This window comes from Vibrio crassostreae 9ZC13 (genome assembly GCF_000272045.2).
Taxonomy (GTDB): Bacteria; Pseudomonadota; Gammaproteobacteria; order Enterobacterales; family Vibrionaceae; genus Vibrio; species Vibrio crassostreae_C.
In genome coordinates this window covers 1,604,860-1,624,546 of record NZ_AJYZ02000019.1, presented here as the reverse complement: position 1 = coordinate 1,624,546, position 19,687 = coordinate 1,604,860, and the positions used below count along the sequence as shown (strand labels likewise).

The 19,687-nt window shown below is 43.8% G+C and carries 19 protein-coding genes; 2 read left to right on the top strand and 17 right to left on the bottom strand.

Translation table 11 applies throughout. From position 1 onward, the window contains the following. Nucleotides 1-29: 29 nt before the first annotated feature. The 5 genes from A136_RS08410 to A136_RS08390 all read right to left on the bottom strand — a co-directional run bounded on the left by A136_RS08410 (nt 30) and on the right by A136_RS08390 (nt 4,369). Complete coding sequence (locus tag A136_RS08410) at nt 30-806, bottom strand: phosphotransferase family protein (protein ID WP_017065242.1); 777 nt, start codon at nt 804-806, stop codon at nt 30-32. A 50-nt stretch (nt 807-856) separates the two neighbouring features. Further along, the gene (locus A136_RS08405) at nt 857-1,471 is read right to left on the bottom strand and encodes a LysE family translocator (RefSeq protein ID WP_017065241.1); all 615 of its coding nucleotides are present in this window, start codon (nt 1,469-1,471) and stop codon (nt 857-859) included. A 126-nt stretch (nt 1,472-1,597) separates the two neighbouring features. After that, complete coding sequence (locus A136_RS08400; protein WP_017065240.1) at nt 1,598-1,915, bottom strand: hypothetical protein; 318 nt, start codon at nt 1,913-1,915, stop codon at nt 1,598-1,600. A 74-nt stretch (nt 1,916-1,989) separates the two neighbouring features. Next, nucleotides 1,990-3,426, bottom strand: a complete 1,437-nt coding sequence (locus A136_RS08395) for a lipopolysaccharide biosynthesis protein (protein ID WP_017065239.1) — start codon at nt 3,424-3,426, stop codon at nt 1,990-1,992. A 16-nt stretch (nt 3,427-3,442) separates the two neighbouring features. Continuing rightward, complete coding sequence (locus A136_RS08390) at nt 3,443-4,369, bottom strand: glycosyltransferase family 2 protein (RefSeq protein WP_017062218.1); 927 nt, start codon at nt 4,367-4,369, stop codon at nt 3,443-3,445. A 316-nt stretch (nt 4,370-4,685) separates the two neighbouring features. On the opposite strand from A136_RS08390, the gene A136_RS08385 reads away from it, so the two are divergent. After that, nucleotides 4,686-5,834: a glycosyltransferase family 4 protein gene (locus A136_RS08385; protein WP_017065238.1), complete on the top strand. Its 1,149-nt coding sequence runs from the start codon at nt 4,686-4,688 to the stop codon at nt 5,832-5,834. 159 nt (nt 5,835-5,993) lie between these two features. Here A136_RS08385 and A136_RS08380 read toward each other — a convergent pair whose 3' ends face one another. The 5 genes from A136_RS08380 to A136_RS08360 all read right to left on the bottom strand — a co-directional run bounded on the left by A136_RS08380 (nt 5,994) and on the right by A136_RS08360 (nt 9,822). Beyond that, nucleotides 5,994-6,767, bottom strand: coding sequence for a viroplasmin family protein (locus tag A136_RS08380; RefSeq protein ID WP_017065237.1), 774 nt, complete (start codon nt 6,765-6,767; stop codon nt 5,994-5,996). Nucleotides 6,768-6,959: 192 nt separating this feature from the next. Continuing rightward, on the bottom strand, nt 6,960-7,451 hold the full coding sequence (locus A136_RS08375; protein WP_017065236.1) for a DUF2059 domain-containing protein: 492 nt from the start codon (nt 7,449-7,451) through the stop codon (nt 6,960-6,962). 319 nt (nt 7,452-7,770) lie between these two features. Continuing rightward, nucleotides 7,771-8,100 (bottom strand): AzlD domain-containing protein, encoded by a 330-nt coding sequence (locus A136_RS08370; protein ID WP_004736408.1) that lies wholly within the window; start codon nt 8,098-8,100, stop codon nt 7,771-7,773. Nucleotides 8,101-8,102: 2 nt separating this feature from the next. Then, on the bottom strand, nt 8,103-8,831 hold the full coding sequence (locus A136_RS08365; RefSeq protein ID WP_017065235.1) for an AzlC family ABC transporter permease: 729 nt from the start codon (nt 8,829-8,831) through the stop codon (nt 8,103-8,105). Nucleotides 8,832-8,988: 157 nt separating this feature from the next. Beyond that, nucleotides 8,989-9,822 carry an AraC family transcriptional regulator gene (locus tag A136_RS08360; protein WP_017065234.1) on the bottom strand — a complete coding sequence of 278 codons (834 nt, stop codon included), beginning with the start codon at nt 9,820-9,822 and terminating at the stop codon, nt 8,989-8,991. 247 nt (nt 9,823-10,069) lie between these two features. On the opposite strand from A136_RS08360, the gene A136_RS08355 reads away from it, so the two are divergent. Next, nucleotides 10,070-10,408 (top strand): hypothetical protein, encoded by a 339-nt coding sequence (locus tag A136_RS08355; RefSeq protein WP_017065233.1) that lies wholly within the window; start codon nt 10,070-10,072, stop codon nt 10,406-10,408. A 103-nt stretch (nt 10,409-10,511) separates the two neighbouring features. Here the strand turns inward: A136_RS08355 and A136_RS08350 are convergent, their stop codons facing one another. The 7 genes from A136_RS08350 to A136_RS08320 all read right to left on the bottom strand — a co-directional run bounded on the left by A136_RS08350 (nt 10,512) and on the right by A136_RS08320 (nt 19,065). Then, entirely contained in the window at nt 10,512-11,438 is a 927-nt protein-coding gene (locus A136_RS08350) for an aminoimidazole riboside kinase (protein ID WP_017065232.1), read from the bottom strand. Nucleotides 11,439-11,468: 30 nt separating this feature from the next. Then, entirely contained in the window at nt 11,469-12,587 is a 1,119-nt protein-coding gene (locus tag A136_RS08345; protein WP_017065231.1) for a carbohydrate porin, read from the bottom strand. A gap of 79 nt (nt 12,588-12,666) precedes the next feature. Further along, nucleotides 12,667-14,103 carry a sucrose-6-phosphate hydrolase gene (locus tag A136_RS08340; RefSeq protein WP_017065230.1) on the bottom strand — a complete coding sequence of 479 codons (1,437 nt, stop codon included), beginning with the start codon at nt 14,101-14,103 and terminating at the stop codon, nt 12,667-12,669. 45 nt (nt 14,104-14,148) lie between these two features. Further along, entirely contained in the window at nt 14,149-15,513 is a 1,365-nt protein-coding gene (locus A136_RS08335) for a PTS transporter subunit EIIC (protein WP_017065229.1), read from the bottom strand. Between the two features lie 218 nt (nt 15,514-15,731). After that, entirely contained in the window at nt 15,732-16,460 is a 729-nt protein-coding gene (locus A136_RS08330) for a GntR family transcriptional regulator (protein WP_017065228.1), read from the bottom strand. Nucleotides 16,461-17,003: 543 nt separating this feature from the next. After that, on the bottom strand, nt 17,004-17,963 hold the full coding sequence (locus A136_RS08325) for a bacteriophage abortive infection AbiH family protein (protein ID WP_017065227.1): 960 nt from the start codon (nt 17,961-17,963) through the stop codon (nt 17,004-17,006). 1 nt (nt 17,964) lies between these two features. Next, nucleotides 17,965-19,065, bottom strand: a complete 1,101-nt coding sequence (locus A136_RS08320) for a PIN domain-containing protein (protein ID WP_017065226.1) — start codon at nt 19,063-19,065, stop codon at nt 17,965-17,967. Nucleotides 19,066-19,687 lie beyond the last annotated feature (622 nt).

Genomic DNA, 19,687 nt, shown 5'->3' with positions numbered 1-19,687 from the left:
AGACCTTTATAGATTTGACTCCAACCTTGTTACAGCAGACCTTCCACAGTAGCTAGCCAAGTTGGTAATTGCTCCCGAAACCAGTGGATGTATTTCGAAGCTTGGGGGTTGTTGCGCGTGACTAATATATTCGTGACTTCGATTACGATCCAGCTTTTCGCTATGATCAATTGTTTTATTAAATCTTCTCGGGAAATCAGATTGTTATGAGGTAAGTACTGGTCAACAATAAACTCATAGTCGGACAAAGTCCCCATACGAGAAACGAGCGGTGCCAAATCGATAGCTGGGCTGCCATAACCAAAACGCTCCCAATCAAATAACACCAGCTGACCGTTATCTCTTCTTCCCCAATTTCCCTCGTTCGCATCGCCAGAGATCAAGGTTTTCTGGTCGAACAAAGCACCACTCAATTGCTGGATACGCAGTAAACTGTCTTGAGTCACTTGAGGTAAGTTCAGAGATATTAGTGCAGCTTCAGTGGCACAGGTACTCCATCTATGCTCTTTCACTGCAAAACTCGGCGAATATTGAGACTGATGAATACGAGATAGTTGCTGATACACCTCTGAAGTCGTTTGAAGCTCATTTAGTGTTAAAGAGTGAGGAATGTGCTCGATGAAGAGAGTATCTCCTTCCACTACCAACAACGTAGGGCTATGTACACCAGATAAATGTTGCGCAGCATGTTGGTAAAAAGAAATTTCAACCTCACCCGCACCTTGCTTTCGAATACAAGGTACGCCATTACGATTTACAAGAGTTACCTTAGCCGAACCCATTTTAGATAGATCTTTGTTACTCATTGAGTACCGTCCTCACTCTGTCCACAACAAACTGCTCTAAATTCCGAGAACTACTGACGACTCACCAACAGATTAGCACCGGATAGAGCAAGAAAAACCGAGCACGCTTTGTTGAAACGCTTAGCCATTTGCGGCTTGGAGAACCAGTTTCTGAGGTATAAACCAAAGGCAGCGTAGATAGATATCGCGAACAGCTCTAACACTAGGAATGTGCCACCTAGAATGAAGAACTGTGTGTTTACATTGGCTGAAACATCAACGAATTGAGGCAGGAATGCGGTAAAGATAAGTATCGCTTTGGGGTTACCAGCTACAAGGGCGAACTCTTGTTTAACTAGACCAAACCAGTTTTTATTGCGCTCGATGTCCGCGACAGGGCTGGCTTGTGAACGCCATAAGTTGAACGCAATCCAAAGCAAATACATGGCACCAAACAACTTGACAAGAAAGAACAAGGTCTCAGAAGTATAAAGCACCACGGCCAAGCCAGACGCCGCCAACGCAATCATTCCTGAGAAAGCAACGATTCTACCTAACCCTGCTATAAATGCGGCTTTAAAGCCATAGCAACGGGCATTATTCATCGACAAAAGATTGTTTGGGCCAGGCGTCATGTTCAGCGCAAAGCACGCTGGAATAAACAGCAGCAACTTCCATATTTCCATCGGGGTGTCCTAGTCGTCATGTATTACGTAATTGAATCATAAAATGCGATAGAAGCTTTTATAACAGTATTTTATGTACTTTGTAATAGGACAAAAAAGCGCCTCTCGGTATATATAACCTCTCAGCTAGTTCTCAAAGAATTTTTCATATTCTGGAGTCGATAGGTTTTCAGCAACGCCCATTTCACCCAAGAAGTAGATTGCGCTGGTTATCGTATCTATCGTTGGGTTCGATTCGCGTTCAGGAAAATCCCCCGCAGAAGAAACTAATTGTGGTTCGGATATTGAACTACAGACAAGGCTGCTACAAACGCTGTGTTGCGTTTCCAGAGATGTGAGCTCTGGGGCATCAAAATGGTGAGACAATAAATCTTGGCTGACAAGCTCAGCAGAAGCATACGATAGAGTTGAGCAAAACGCTGAAAATACAATCCACTTATTCATATATCTTTCCATAGTTAGCATTCATTGAATTTATAAATACTATCTAACTCAGCCAATAATGAACAGTGTTTTATTTAGTTCGCGTGCGAATGCTTTCCCGGTGTGAGCTTATCAAGTAGAGCTTGGGGGATAACGATCACCGAGTATTTCACAAAGGCCACCAGCGTGATTAAACCAACAGCAGTACCCAGAATAAAGTCATGAACATCAACCAGAACCAACCCCAAAAGTTGATCACTCGCTATCGCCACTAATGCGATGCTGACTGCCATGAGCCACTTGCTATGCTCGTAAGGCAACGGTTCCATCCTTTGGCTTACAAAATACAAAAGCATGAGTCGCACAATATAAGTCACGCAAAGAACAGTGATAACACCCCACACTCCATAAATAGGCGCTACCGCAAAATAGCCTATGGCAGCCAATACCGCACAACTACTTTGTATCCACATCTGTGATTGACTTGAGTCTCCACTGAAACAGCCTAAGTTGAGGTAGTCTCCCGCACTTTTAATAACCGCAATCGCTAGCAGTGCGACCACAATAACCCCAGCCTGATGATAGCTGCTTGGTAAAATAAGAGAAATGAACCCTGGAACAGTTAAGATCATCAAGCCCCCTAAAACAATGGCGAGGTTCACTCCGACTAACGCCCTATCGGCACACATCTTACTGCCACCCGGCTGTTGAAGCATCGCCACACGGTTTGGAAACCACCAAAGCGCGTAAGGCTGCAACAACAGACCAAGAATCAACGCGAACTTTCCGCTAACCGCATAAATCGCGAGTTCTTCGACACCGACGAAGCTTGCCATTACCCAGCGGTCGAGCCCCATGATCATATACATTGATGCACCGCCAACCAGAACGGGCAGTCCGAATTTTAAGATCTTCGCCGAGTATTTGAAGCAACCAAAAGATCCCATCTCTTGCCATTGATAACGCACTAAACAAACCATTAGCAACACACTGGATACCGCAGCTGAAATCAACACGCCATCTATACCGTATCCAGCCTCAAGCAAAACAAAAGTCATGATGGCTTGAACACCGGCTTTCAACACATTGAGCATGCAAAAACGTTTCGCCATCGCGTTCATACGCATCAGCGTTAGCGGGATAGAAATCGCCCCATCGAGCATGGTAGGAATAAGCAGAAGCAGTATCTGGTAAGGCTGGAATTCAACTGGCAACATTAAGATTAACAACGGTATACTGAGGGCAATCAAGGCGCCCCCAAGCACGCACACCAGCACGCTCAATGTGAAGCAGTTCGAGACGAGCTTTTGCTTTTCATCACCTTCGGCGACACCCACATAACGATACATGGCATCGACAATACCGAAGCTGAACAATATCGTCCCAATGTCTGCCAGCAAGACAATGGCTTCTAAGGAACCATACTCTGCCAACGTCATATTGTGCGTAATGTACGGGATCATCACCAATGAAATCCCTTTCATCATTAATATACCGATGGCGTAGTAAGCCGACTGCTTTAAAGAACCCATAGTCGTCACCTTTTCCTTACCAAGCTGGCTTTAGGAAACTTTTACAGTCTCCAATTAGGTGTCGCAATGTGCGTTTTTGAGGTGACATGACCAAAGAACGGAAACTGTAGGCAATAGCCTGTCTATTCTGTTGTAAACCTCGATAATAGTCAGCATAACCTTCCAGTATTCTCGCCTTTGCGATTTTGAAGCTAGAAGTGGGTAGATTCCATCGTTGACTGTCATTTTGGTAATGTTGAAGAATAGTCTCTATAGACTGCAAATTTCTCAATTTAAGACTTTCAGTTTGGGTAACAGAGCTCGCTCTCATCAAGTAGCCAACCTGCACCGAGTTCAACACACCGATCTGATGGTTTTCACTCATTCGAAGCCACAGTTCCCAATCTTCCCCATACTTGATGTCAGCATTGAAACTGTCTGTTTGAGAAAACACATCCGCTTTCACCATGACCGTTGATGTTCCAATCACGTTATTTTCTATGATGAACTCCAACGGGTTCTCGATATTGATGAACAGCTCATCTTGATCTTGAAACTGCGACCAGTAACTAAAGCAGTCGACTATTACTTGGTAATCTTCAGTAAGATGCTCGTAGTTAGTAAAGCTCATCGCGAGATCAGGGTAACGTTGATGAAATTCGAGTTGGCGCTCAATTTTTTCAGGAAACCAGAAATCGTCTGCGTCTAAAAAAGCGATGTATTCACCGGTCGCCTTTTCAATCCCTAGGTTTCTCGCTTGAGGCGCACCAACACCCAATGTGGACAACGTAATAATGCGTTCATCGTCTATAGAAGCAAGATACGTCGACGTTCCATCGTTACTGTTATCGTCAATGACAATCAGCTCAACATCTTGATGAGTCTGCTTTAGTACACTACCAATCGCTTTCGGCAGGTAATCCAAACAATTGTAGGTAGGAATAACAACACTTACTTTAGCCATAATGACGCCCTCAGATTTATACGTTATATGGCTGACGTTGCATGTTCTATGCCGAGAGTGTCTTACTACAAAATCACCTCTATATCAGTCACCTACGCGTCCATTCTCAAAATGACGACCAAACACAGATGTTCAAAAAAACTGCAACTCCAATTTGATTATCAATTTGAGAAAACGAGCCACCTCTTAAGGGGTAACCTTCGAAAAGCAATCAGAAAGCCCTCCAAAGCTACGATTCGATCTTGGTTCGTATCTTGCTTTATTGGTTATTACCTTGGCTTGATAGCTTTAGTCATATGGATTTGAGGAGTAAGGAATGAAGAAAGTAGCATTTGTGGCGCCAACCTACCCAGTACTCAGTGAGACCTTCATTCAAACAGAAGTCGACTCTGTGAAAGCGTGTGGGCACGATGTTTGTGTAATGACGTTCAAAATTGAAAACAGCGAAAAACAGTTCGACTACGACATTGTCGAAATAGGTAAAAATGTTCGGATGGGTAAAGTCGCTAGCATTAACTGGATAGGGTTCATCAAGGCTGTCTCATTTATTTCTAAGCAAACCAGCATGCCCAAAAAGTCACTGTTCGCTTATGGGTTTAAATTAGCGCTGCAACTCGCGGAAAACGACGTCGAACACGTTCACGCGCATTTCTGTCAGCACACTACAGCACACGCCATCGTCGCGGCAAAACTGCTGAATATCACCTGCTCGTTCGTTGCTCATGGTCATGATGTTTATGAGTTCGCTTATGACATTGAACATAAAATTTCATCGAGTGATTTTGTGGTTGCAGTGTGTAAAGACATGCTTGCTGACTTCAACACCATGGCGAAAGGAAACATTAAGCTCCTGCATTGCGGAGTTAATACCAAACAATTCCAACTCAACCCAAAAATCGAAACGAAGCAACTTCGCTTTGTTTTCCTTGGCCGATTAGTGGAGCAAAAAGGCATCCACCATCTTATTGATGCATTAGCGCCGATTGCCGAACCTCTCGATATTCATCTCGATATCATCGGTACTGGCGATTTAGAGCAACAGTTAAAATTGCAGGTTAAAGAGCAAGGGCTCACTCGAAACGTGACATTTCTTGGCGCTAAACCTCACGAGTGGGTCAAAGAAAAACTATCGAATTATGACAGCCTAATCGCGCCCTTCTGTTTTTCAGAAACTGGATGTGTGGATACAGGTCCACTGGTTTTAAAAGAAGCGATGGCCGTGGGCACACCCGTCATTACCACCAACATCATGGGATGCAAAGAGATCGTCTCACCAGAAACAGGTTTTGTGGTTAGCGAAAAGAACGTGGAAGAATTAAGAGAAGCGATTGAGCGTTTCGCGCAGCTAAGCAGTAACGATAAAGCATCGATGGGGTTAAAGGCACGTGAGAGAGTGAAAGACAGTTTTAATTCGATCAAACAAGCTCAGCAATTATCTCGTTGGATAGAGAACCCAGCTCAATAAGGATTAACTCAGGCAGCTATGCCTCACAAAAACGACTGAGCACCACAAGATCAAAAGAGCGCTACATCCATTTGAAATGTAGCGCTCAACTAAGCACTGCTTAATGATAGCAACTTATGCTTTCAGTAACTTTTATTAGCTTTTCATTAAGAAGCCTAGCTAGCCGGCTCGAAGTGCCAAAATAGACTCAAGATCTTCGATGTCACGATATTGAGCTAGCTCCTGCTCTTTCGATGAAATAGCCACAATCGACATTCTATCGGCCAATTCGTTACCTTCAATACCAACGTGTCCGTTCACATGGTAGATGGTGATTTTTGAAGCCAGTTCTTGGTAGAGAGCATACGTAGGCTTAATAATATCGAGGTTTTTGATCTCGCCGCCCGACTTGGTCCAGCCCTTTTTCTCCCAACCCGTTGCCCACTTAGTAATACAATCTATCGAGTACTTAGAGTCACAATAAATCGCAACAGAGAGGCCTGCGTTTAACTTCTCTTTCGCGAGAACAAACGCTTGCTTAAGCCCATGTAACTCGGCGGTATTGTTGGTACCAACAGGCTGATACAAGCCATACCACAGTTCTGTTAACTGGTTATTTTGGTAGACCGCTAAACCCGTCCCCGCTTCACCAGGATTTGGTTCACATGCACCATCGGTAAAGATCTTGATATCAAAAGGCATATCAGTGATTTGCTGCTCCGAAAGAGGCGGTACCTTAGCTTTCGTCGCCTTACCCGAAGAACTTGGCTTTGTCGCTGTAGAACCTGACGCAGACGACGTTTTACCACCGAAAGCAGACTCAGCCTCACCTAGTGTTGGAAACGATTTATATCTCGCCCCTGCAAAGCCATCGACTTGGGATTTACACTCGTTCCAAGTGGTAAAAATACCCGGTGTGCGACCTTTCCAAACCACATAATATTTCTTAGCCAAACTAACTCCTTACCAAAACCTAAACACACAATACCCACACCTAAAATGATTCAGCTATGGGGTAGTAATTATGCCTGATTACGCTTGAAACACATAAATCATTGCATGAAATGCAGCGTGTGTTTCAAGAATATCTACGTTATCGACCAAGTATAGAGCGTTATTTCTAATCACAAACCTAACGGCTTCTGATCAAGAACCTCTATGTGCTTCAAGGTCTTGTTTTAGTTTGGTCGTTAACTTTTGAACTTTTGGGAGAACTTGTTGCATTAACGACTGAGTCATGATCATTGACTCTGTTGTCACGGTTGGCATTTTTTTCAGAATGCTTTTTCCATGTTCTGTTTTGTAGAAATCGATCATTGCACTGAGCTCTTCTTCAGTGAATTGATTGCTGTAAATCGTTACAATTCCTGGCTCTAGCTTTTGCCAGCTAACCTCCTCTTTCATTAAGTCGTTCATGCCCTGATAGTAATCATCAAAAATAGCTTGTTCTGACTCTGAAACCCCTAGGTCTTTAGACATATTAGCCATCATGCTATCCATTTGAACGTATACCGCGTCCAATGTGGAATCGACATCCATAATCTGAAGAAGCTCTTTTATCAGAGCTTGCCTATCATCTTGTGCCGCTGATAATTGCAGCGGTACGAGTAGAAATAAAATTGCGAAAAATCTATACATTTTGAGGTCCCTTTAGCTTTGTAAAACAGCTGAAATATCTTTCCAAACATCTCAACACATTGAATTATTTGCAAATTTACTCACTTTTTATCCATAAGTAAAACGAATTAAACAGTACAAAATAATATAAAATCAATTGCATTTGAATGTGAGGAGTTTATTGGACAGATATGAGGAAGGCGAAGAGAGGAACAGAGCGCTTTTGAATAAAGAACCACAAGAGAACTAGAGCCTAAAAGCACTCGTTTCAAGTAATGAGTCATACACTTGAAACGAGGATAACTAATGGCGTGACACGACGTATCAATTGAGCTACGTATCAGTTAAAAAGGTAATCAACCGCGACAAGGTTATAGAATAAAAACACCGCCATGCTGACGCCAATCGTTAGCAGCACATTGCCTGTTTTCCAAATCAACAGACCTGTGACCAGCGCGCCTATCAAGTATGGGTTTTCAAGGCTTGGCCAAAATGTCTGCTCTGGTGCAAATACAATCGGCCCCCAAATTGCGGTAAGCACAGCGGGACTTGAATAGCGTAACAGGCGACGCGTGGTTTGATTTAATCGAAGCGGGATTGCTGGCTCTAGAAACAGATACCGACTAAAAAAAACAATCGCTGTCATAAGGAATATCGTTAACCAAATCATCTCTATTTCCCCTCCACAATTGTCTTGTTGCCGTTGTTTCGCTCTTGGAACGATTCGCTGATAAAGCCCGCTAACATACCGGAAATCGCTGCAATCATTAGCCCGCCCTCAATATTGTTAACCGACATGGCTACCGAAGTGACCAATGAAACCACCACACACACGACGACGGGTAGAGTTCGGATTAATGGGAACACCAAAGCGATAAAGGTTGCTGCGACCGCGAAATCGAGACCAATTTCATTGAGTGAAGGAATTTGGCTTCCCGCGACAATGCCGACAAAGCTCGCAATATTCCAAACGAGATAAAAACCGCCACCTACACCTGCAGCGTACCAACGATTAAATTCTTTCTGAGACTGCCCACTACAAATCGCAAACAACTCATCGGTGAGCCAAAATCCGAGTAATAGACGCCAACGCGCAGGAAGATGGCTGATTTTGTCACGCATCGATACGCTATACAGAAAGTGTCTAGACGTGATGAATAAGGTAGTCAACAACATGGTGCCTAGACCAATACCTGCTTTAAACATACCCGCGGCGACAAGTTGCGCTGAGCCAGCAAACAAAATAGCCGACATCGCTTGCGCTTGAAGTTGATTCAATCCGGCATCTATCGCATATGAACCGGCCAGAACCCCCCAAGGGATTACCGCAATGCTCAACGGCATTCCCGCTAAAACGCCCTTCCATAACTGTGTTCGTCTATCCATTGTTTCACTATCCATATAGTTCTTTTCTCTCTTCACATTGGCTATTCAATGTAAGAGGAGTTGAGTCGGTTCGATTGTACAAACTTGCTCGATTTCATGCCCCTCTGTTTGCCACACTTAACCGCACTTAACCGCACTTAACACGAGTTGGCCATACCTTAGCCACGCAAGTTTAGAGCATTTTGATGTATTGCCCCGGCGTGTAGCCATTGGCCTTTTTGAAGTGTCGATGAAAATGGCTTTGATCATGAAAGCCACACTCTTGCGCTGTATCTGAAATGGTATGTCCTTGTTTCAATAACTTACGCGAAAGCCTTAACCGAGATTGGATTTGATACGCATGCGGCGGAAGACCAAATTTTTTCTGAAAAGAACGCACTAAGTGAAACGGGCTCAATGCCGCTAGCTTAGATAGCTCCTCTAGGGACACATCGGCTTGTGGAAAGTCATCTAAGAACTCTTTCACTAAGACAAGTTGGCGTTGAGTTTTCCCATCGAGTTGAGGGGTAAGTGGCGATTTTCCGTGTCGGCTAATCAGTTTAACCAACATTCCATACATCAAGGTCTCTCTTAACAAGCGATTGTCAGATTCATCAATCGTGTTAAAGACTAATCTCAATTGATTGGCGAGTTCAGGATCTTCAACAACCGCTCTTGGGAAGTAAGGCGCCCCGTAATTGGGTAGGTTTAGCTCTTGAGTGATCTTGGCAAGTTGCTCTGGGAGTGGATACATGGCTCGATACGCCCAACCGCCTTCAGTGGCAGAGTGACCGCTATGAACTTCGTCGGCATTGACCAGAATAATCGCATCTTGTGGTGCTATATGATGTCCGCCCGTTCGATAGAAACGCTGAGCGCCCTGCTCGATGACTCCCAGCGTATAGCCCTCGTGGCTGTGGCGCGAGAAGTTCTGCTTTTCGTATTCAGCATTAAGAATTTCAAGGCCGCCGAGCTCTTCGGTTATCTTATATTCGGCCTTTTCTTTAGAGCGTTTATTGTTCTCCATAACAATTCCTAAGCCTGTTAATTATCGAGCGACTTATCAGTCTACTCTATTGTCTCTTTCAGCTTTTGTACAAAATTGCGCATTTGGCGGTTAATACATTTTTTGACCTAGGAATTAAACGGCTCAATAACGTGCTCTAATTGCGAGCAAGATCGTGGTCTTTAAGCAGTTAGCGAAGAATTGACAAATCAACGACTTAATCATGCTCATAATCCCCGCCAATTATTAGTAACTGTTCAGAGATATGATGAAGAAAGCCTTAGCATTGATCTTTTTCTTGAGCCTTACGGGTTGCACGCATAATCAGTCCAAAGCACTAAGCATGAACTCATCGTCGGTTAATACATACCCACAATCGATGTCGAACCTTCAACTGTGCGACACCTTGTATTACGGAAGGCCGAGTAATCAGACACTGGCCGCTATTGGCAGCGAATTTAACCGCAGAGGTCTATCAAAGCGTTGGTGTGATACCGAAACCAATAAGCTTTATTTAACCAAGACAATTGATTGGGTTGCTGAACAAGTAGACGACAAAGAAGATTCAGAGGAAGAAGCGTCGGCAGTGGTGTTGCCTGCGAATTGAGAAAGATGAAACGTTCTTGAACAAGAAAAAGGCAAACTGCAGATAGCAAAAAGCCGCTCATAAAGAGCGGCTTTATAGGTCAAGCGTTGTGAGGCAGCATTCACTACTTCCCGACTAATTTAGTTAGCTTTTCAAAGGATGGTAATGCCGTCATAGCGCCTTTTTGAGTCGTCGCAAGTGCGCCACAGCCGTTACCCCAGTGAACCGCAGCTTCGACCTGAGCCCAAGAGTGCCAGTCAGAATTCTGAGACAGCTTCGCAAGCAAGCCACCGACAAACGCATCACCTGCACCTGTTGTATCAATGACTTGCTCAATTGTAGTACCCTCAATTACTCGACGCTCACCATTGTATATAGCCAATGCACCACGAGCGCCTAGCGTCACAATAATCAGCTTGTTAGGTACCACATTTAATGCGTCCAAAGCCGAATCGAGAGTGTCAGTGCCTGTCAGGAACGTCAGTTCCTCTTCAGAAAACTTCACTACATCTGCCAGATTAACCGCACTCATTACCACCTCTTGGATCTGAAATGGATCTGCCCATACCTCTTCTCTTAGGTTCGGGTCAAAGCTGATGAAGCCGCCTGCTGATTTCATTCGCTTCATCGCTTCAAGCGTTGCGCTGCGTGATGGCTCGTTAGCCAAAGCGATAGAACAGCTGTGCATCCATTGACCAGATGAGAATGTTGGGATGTCTTCGACGCTGAAAAATTGGTCGGCGCTTGGCTTAACCATAAAGGTAAAGCTGCGTTCACCATCATCATCTAAGTCGACAATCACTGTAGATGTTCGCTGAGCTTCATCCAGAAGCATGTCATCGGTATTCACCTTCTCATCCGTTAGGGTTTGCTTCATAAAGCGCCCTAGCGGATCTTGCCCAACTCGACCAAAGAAAGCGGTATCACCACCCAATCGAGAGATGGCCACAGCAACGTTTGCTGGTGCGCCACCAGGGCATTTTAAATAACGAGCCTCGCCATCTGGAATCAAATCCACAACAGCATCTCCAGTTACCCAAACCTTGTTCATATCACTTTGCCTCTAGCAACGACGTTTAAATTAGAATTCGTAGAACAGACGTACACGAGCACCGAAATCGTCTTCTTCAGCAAAGGCGGATGCGTCCGATTGTTGGTCCAGTTTGTTATCAACCATCGTGTAGTATGTACCTAGAAGAATTGAAAAGTCTTGTACTTCAAGTACATCACGGAATGCGTAAGATGCATACCATGTTGATACGTTTACGTCGCCTTCAGCCCAAGAAGAAAACTCTTTGTTTTCATACTCATTGATTGCGTGAATGTAGCCTAGGCCAAAGTTATTCCAAAGTGCGTTAACACCCGCTGTTAGGTTGTTTTCGTCTACAGCATCCATGTAAGCAACATTCGCATTTACACTCCAATCGCCGTTGGTCCAGTTACCAGTCAAGCCGTAACCCGTACGATCTGAGATATCTACACCATCAGCTACAATCGCGTCTGAAACTAAGTTGGTTTCCACCGAAGCGGCTACCTTGAAATCACCCATTTGGTAAGCCACAACTGGGCGCACTAGGAATGAATCTTTAACTGTGTCGATTTGCTCACCGTGGTATTTACCTTCAATGCCGCCATCGAACAAGTTAGAGCGGTCACCGAGCATTGCGCCGACTTCAACATACAAGTTGCCAAAAGTTTGGCTGTACATAATTTGGCCGTCTGAGCCGCGACCACGCGCCTCTTTCGTTTGGTACGTGTAAGCCGCACCGTCTGAATACAGGTCGTTCGCTGTGTCACCTGAGTACTCTAGGAATACATCAAGACCAACAGGGAACATGTCGTAAGCTTCAAAGCGACCCGCTTTAATAGCCCAACCGTCTTTCTTACCAAACTCAAAGTACGCATCATCCAGTGCAATATTGCCTGTGCTCTCAAACAAAGGCTGTGCTTTCACACCCACATAGTGACCATTGCTCGTGTACTTTTCGCCAGCAAATTCAATTAGAACGCGGCCGTCTTGGTTAAATTCGCTGTCATTATTATCGTGTGATTCACGGTCTTGGTAGTTGAAGTTCAACTCCACGTTACCGCCAACAGAGAAGTTACCTTCTTCCGTATCAACAATGCTGATTCCAGCGTTCGCTGTCATTGCAGCCATTACTGAAGCCGCAGCGAGCGACATTTTTAGTGTATTTTTCATGCTAAACCCTATATTTTGGCAATAAGAGGCCCTCCCCAACGAGGGCCTTGTTTTTTGTTTTGGAATAATTTATTGGTGGCTAGCGAGTAGCCTGTATCGCAGACATGTAATGCAGTGTGCCAGTCGCATTATCTAGCGCGACCAGAGACAGCTCATCGATGAAGATGCGAGAGGTGAACACTGTCTTGCCGTTGTCAGCAAAAATTTCCATCGCTGAGTTATCGACAAAGATGCGAATAGTTTGTGCTTGCTCTAGGCGCTGTGCATAACGAACCGTGCCGTATGCTTCCGCGTGTAGATGTGAAACGTGAGAGCGGTCCAGAATCAGCTCATCGCGATCACCTTGGAACACCATCTGCTCACCTTTCTGGTTAGCCAGAGTCAGAGTGAAAGACTCATCTACATTCAGTTCCAACTCAAACGCTCGTGACATCAATGCCACAGGTGTAGAGCCTTCAACATCCACTGAGTTTTGACGCAGCGCTTCAAGCTCTTTCAATGGTGTCTGAATTAGGTAACTACCATCAATCGTCAACTCACGTGGCAGAGTCAGCATGTGTGCCCAGCCATTCTTATCGGTTGGGTAGTCACTTTTTGAGTTACCTAGCCAGCCAATCAAGATACGACGTTGTTGGTCATCCAGATAAGTTTGTGGCGCGTAGAAATCGAAGCCTTTGTCCAGCTCACGGTAGCCTTGGTTGTTGAATACTTTCGATTCAAAATCAATACGCTCACCGACCATATAAACCACAGAGAAGACGTTCTTAAGATCGTACTTATTGTCTGAGCTAACACCTTGAGGCGAGAAGATGTAAACCCCGTTTTCATCGGTTTCGTAGTAGTTCGGACACTCCCACATATAGCCAAAGTCTTCGAGACCCACATCGATGTCACCCATATGGTGGTAATCATCAATGTCTTTACCGTGGTAATAAGCCAGCGTGCCCTTTTCGTTATGATCTTGAGCGCCAATCAACATGTGATAATCGTTGTCACGACAAACCAGCACTGGGTCACGAATCTCTGCAGTGTAGGCATTAGGATCGAAATCCACGACGACGCCTTTCTTTTCCACGTTACCTTGCTTGTCCATAATCGCGAGAACTTGAGTCGGGTGACGTTGGTCATTCTCCTTTTTCAAATTCGCCGTGTAGAAAATGTACAGCTGGTCATCGTGTGGTACACCAACACCGGTATAACAACCATGATGGTCATAATCTTGGTCTGGGTACATCGCGATACCGCGGTCAGTAAAGTTCACGAAATCGTTGGTCGATACGTGGTACCAGTGCTTCAAACCGTGCACTGGGCCAAGCGGGAACCACTGGTAGAAAATATGGTGCTCGCCATTGAAGTAACTCAAACCATTCGGGTCATTCAACAGGCCGTGCTTTGGTGCTATGTGGTAGCTCGGGTAAAACGGGTCTGTTTGTGTTTTGTGTTCAATATCCGCCAAATACTCCTCGCTCACCTCGTGAATTCGGACAAAGCGGTTTTGACGATTAGAAAAATCCATAACAACTCCAAGAAAAAGATATTCACTCAAATAGGTGGTGAAAAATTATTTAGGCTCTTTGTAAAGCAGCTTTGTTAATGCGAAAGCCGAAGCCGCACCCACCAACATAACAAGCACATACATTCCTAGACCGCCGCCAAGATAAAGCAGAACACCCGGTAACATAGTTGCGCCCGTACCCGCAGAGCCAATACCCGCAATCGCGCCCAAACAGCCACCTAATGCACCGCCAATACAGCCATACAAGAAAGGTTTTACGCGAGGCAGAGTAATCGCAAACATCGCTGGTTCAGTGATACCAAACAGAGCTGGCAACGCTGCACCAAACATACCGGTGCGCTTCACTTTGTCTGTCTGCATCGACATAACCGCCATTGCCGCACCAAACTGGCCTGCGATTGCAGCAGTACCCAATGGGTTGATGTAGTCAAAGCCTGTATCTGTCACCATTGCTATCGTGATAGGCACGATGGTGTGGTGCATACCTGTTACCGCCATGAATTGAATTGCGCCGCCGTAAATCAAGCCACCAATGCCGTATGGGATTTGTAAGAAGTAGAGAACGGCTTCGGTAATGAGTTTTTCAATGCCGAGTAGGATTGGACCAACGAATACCAAGCCAGCAATCAAAGAGACCAACAACGTAATAAATGGTGTCAGAATCAAATCCAGAACTTCAGGGATGTGTTTGCGTGATGTGCGCTCAACTAAGGCAGCAAACCAGCCCATAAATACCGCAGGAAGAATCGAGCTTTGTAAGCCAGTCACCGCAATTTCGAAGCCCATGAATGGAATCATCATCGCCTCGGCATTACCAAAGGCAACATCCCATTTGCTTGCTAGCTGCGGTGCCACCAGCATCAGACCCAATACAATACCGAGCACTGGATTACCGCCAAACACTCGCATAGCAGACCATGTCACCAACACTGGAATAAAGATGAAGGCCGTATCGGTTAAAACTTGAGACAACGTATTTAGCTGTGGCGACAGTTCAATACCGAAGCCGTTAACCAACAGCCCACGTAAGCCCATCAATAAACCGGTCGCAACCAAGGCAGGAATAATGGCGACAAAGATGTCAGAGAAAGTACGTGTTACCGTTTGGAAGGTACTCACTTTGTCTTTTTTCTCTTCTTCTTGTGGAGCTTCTTCAATGGCCTCGTTGCCTTTCATGATGGCAAAAACCTTACCCACAAATCCGGTACCCAAGATCACTTGGTGTTGACCATTTTGGAAGAAGTACCCGTGTACACCTTCTGTTGCGCTGAGTCCTTCAGCGTCGACTTGTTCATCGTCCTTGGCCACAACACGCAGTCGTGTTGCACAGTGATTCAGTTGTGCGATATTGCCCTCACCTCCCAGTAAGGCCATAACTCTATTCGCTACAACTTTCGCATCTCGCGCCATAATTTTCGTCTCCAAAGAGTGCAAAGAAATAACAACCTGCATTTAGCCTGTATCTAACCTGTATTCATAATAATACAGGTTAGATACAGGTTGTATTTTTCACTGTCGTTTTTTTGTTATTCGTCACACTTGTTATTTATTGGAAATGCATAAGATTGCTTACATTCAAAACCTATAGATAAAAAAATAGCCCACAAACGTGGGCTATTCGACATTCTCTAAACTCGTGCGGTTATCTCAAAATCATACAAGCTAGATTTATAGTAAACCGTTGAATATTCGTAGATTTTCTGCTCTTCATAGTAGTTTTGTGATTGGTTAATCAAGATAGGGTCAAGCTCCCCAACACCCAATAACTGCTGAATGGTGGCGTCGGGCAGAGCCGGCAACAGTTTTTGTTGCGTCTTGATCATCTCAATACCGTGACGGCTCAAATATTCGAACTTAGATCCCTTGAGATCGTCTTCTGTGAGGTTAGGCAACAGCACTCGAGGGATATAAAACTCTTCAAATGAGACGACTTGTTCGTTTACCAATCGTAAACGACGCGCAAAGTTAACGGGCTCACCAGGCGAAATATTGAGTTTCTGAGCGACAAGCTCATCCGCAGGCTGCACCTCAAAGGCATCAACAATATTAGTCGCCTCTAACCCTGCGCCCGCAGCTTCCTGCGCCAAACCAGACATGGAAAGAAAATCGTGACGCAGTTTATTGGATTTAACAAAGCTGCCCTTTCCTTTCTCTGAGAAGATGTAACCGCCAGCATTGAGTTGCTGCAATGCTTTACGCACCGTTACACGGCTGACTTTCAACAGATCCACCAGCTGATTTTCAGACGGTAGCTTACTGCCCGCAGGATAAGTACCTTTATCAATCTCGCGTTTTAACTCTCCCGCGACTTGAATGTACAAAGGCTGCAAACTTTTTTGCTCAAATAACTCAGTCATAATTCCATAAAAACTAAGGGGGTTCGGGTCATCTTACTCAAGGTATAAGGGAATACCAAGCCTACAGAGCGAGAGAAAACAATTTCTAACCAAAGAGATGGGTAATATTTGAAGAGAATTTAGCGAGCGCCAGAAAGCAAAAAGCCGCTCATAAAGAGCGGCTTTTTTTGTCGCTGAAACCAGGCAATGGTTTCAGCGACATTTTTAAGGTGATGCTTGCAGGATAAGTCAGCATAACTCGAACCAACCATCAAAGACTTACAATACTATTTGCAGTATAAGTTCGCATAACATTGCATCGAAAGTCTGCAAATTTGAACAACGACTAAGATTCAACGTAGTAAATTTACTACGCTCCAATTAATCCTCTAGCAGACATAATCGACAGACATAATCGACAGACATAATCGACATGTGTGTAACAAACTTTTGGACAATTTCGAGTTAGAGCTGATGTTCAACATTGAATTCTTCGCATAAGCCAAGTTTGGGAAAAACAATGTATAATCTACCGAAATTACTAATGACATTTTAGTTTCTCGCTTAGATTTGTTCCATTCTAACAACCGAAACGTTGGTTATTCCAAGCCCTGTTAGCGTGTCATAGTGCGTTTGCTGATCGTCTGGGTCATAGTAAGTGGCAAGCCATTTAGCACCTGTTTTGACTGATTCAGCTAACTTTTGGAAATAGGGGAGATCAACTTCAGCCAATGAGTGACCTAAAACGAATACTTCATCCACATTGGCAAGACCTGCAAAGAAATCTACGTTGTTTTTGATTACCTGTTCTGTTCCCTTAAACGTTGCGGAAAAATATTGATTGATAGCATCCTTTCCACGCTCGTATGAGTAGTCATATTGGTCAGATTGATACTCCATCCAACGCTCTAAATCTTCTTCACTTAACCCTGCTGGTGGTTCAGCTGGTTTCTCTTTGAAATTTTTTGGATCTACGCCATGACCAAGTATTAACTCTTCAACATCCTCATCTGCTTTCTCGTGAATGAACAATACATTTTCATCAGGAACTTCGTAGTATTGAGCAAGTGTATCAGTGTAGTTGAATGTGAGGTAAACAGCGTCTCTGTCTATGTTTACAGCTAGACTGTTATCAAACTGAGGAAACTGTACTGCCAAAATGAATTCTTTGAACGCTTTATACAGTTCAGTGGTCAGAAGCCCAAGTATTCGCTCCATCTCAATTTGAAGCGTGTATCGGTCTCTGTCTCGAAAGTCATCGGAAGCATAGTTTGGTATTGCATCCATATTTGCTTCCAAGACCGAATCTTTATCAAGTAGTGACATACTCGTTTCGAATTCAGACCATAAAGGGTCTGACATTGATGTTGGGTAGTCTGGATTTAGGTCACTGAAACCGTAGTGCTCAATCAGCAGTTCGTATGTTTCCCAATAGTTATTTTTAAGATAGAGCCCAAAAGATGTATATCGGGTGTCCAGCCCATGATGAACATCAAAGCCATTACCAATGACATATAGCTTCATGTCATTCACCGTTGATATCTAGTTCTTTGAAGCTAATAACTTCGGAGTCATCATCAGTCAGCTCGAAATATGTATCTTGGAAGTAAAGCTCTTCGATGTATGCGTTAGCTTTCAATCCGTCGTCATAGGCAAGTGTCAAGTGGGCCGTGTATGTTTCTTTGTGTTGTACTGTTGACTCATTGCTCAACACGAATACGTATTGCTTGTCTTCATTATCCCAAGGTGAACGATCATAATCTGAGAATCGATAATCAGCCGTAATAACCACCTCAAATTCTACTTCGTATTCAGCCCACTCAGCATCGACATTCTGTAAGTTTTTCTTCTCAATATTCACTGAGTTGATTTCTAACGAATTGATAATCTCATCGAAAGGGTCTGCGTTTTCATAGTTGAACTCGCCATCTTTGAGAGCTTGTAGAGCATTGGCTTTGATTTCTTCTAGGAGTTGCTCAAATATTTCATCAGCAAATTTGGCTGGCTCTTCGTACGCTTGGTCGCTTCGAACAATCAAGTTAATTAGGTCATCAACTTTTTCAAGGTGAATGAAGTTATCTTCCTTATCACAAAATGATTTCATGTCGCCATCATCGCTTACGATGTAGGCTGAATGTCCTCTATCCAAACTTACTTGTTTAATCGCCTCTAGTGCAAAGGCATCTGGAAATTCGTGCTTTTTTGATTCTTTGCCAAAAGGCGGGAGGTTGTTGAAGTAAGCGTCAAATACAACTTGAGGGTTAACAGTACTAACATCGATTGTTTCGACGTAGCCGTTTTCGACGAAATCATCAAATTTATCACTGATTACAGTATAAATATCATCACCTTTAATGTTGGTGAAGATGCCATGACAATCAAGATCGGGGGTATTTCTTAGAAACATCGCATCCTTTTGCATCTTCTTTATCATTGAAGCTGCTTCTTCAGATTTACGTCTGAGGTGCGAGTCGATTTCTTTCCTTGTCACATCGGTAATGAGCAAGTGAATTTTCTCATCCTCAATTAGTTCTTGAAGACGACCAAGGGAATGTTGCCCAAATTGATAGTTTTTCTTTTCAAAAGCGCTTGTATCTATAAAAACTAGCCTTGTCTGTAATTCCATAATTAATACCTTGAACACATGATGTAAATTGCTATCAAATTGATAAAACAATTAAGCAGCTAACAAACTAATGGCATATTGATTCATTATAAAAATTTGGGCAAGTAACGAGTTAGCAAGGTGTGATGAGGTATAGCTTTAAATGATTTTGGGGCATTTTCGTGTTTCATACCCCGCCATCAAGTCTCTAACAACACGGAGATTTGAAATGGCAAAACGACGCTCTAACGTAAACGCCCCATGAACCCACGGGACAATTCACCCAAAATTTTATTAGCGTCGTAGATGGTATTCAGTGCATTAGTAGCACTGCGGTATTTACTCATAAAAGTCACCAAAGAAAGCTTAATGAAACTTCGAAGCGAACTAATGATTAAGCTCTTGTTTATTAAATAATTAAATATTGTATGATTTGCTCGCATTATGCATTTGGAGCCACCTCCATTATGCATTTGGGGTGGTTTCCATCGAGCATTTATGGCCAGATCTATGAATGATTTCTAGCACACTCTTTCTAATCAACCACAGTTACTTATTTATTTGGGATTGAACTGCTTGATTATCTCTGAGTTTAACTCCATGTCATCCGTTATCTTGAGCTATCCTGATCAACATTAAAGTC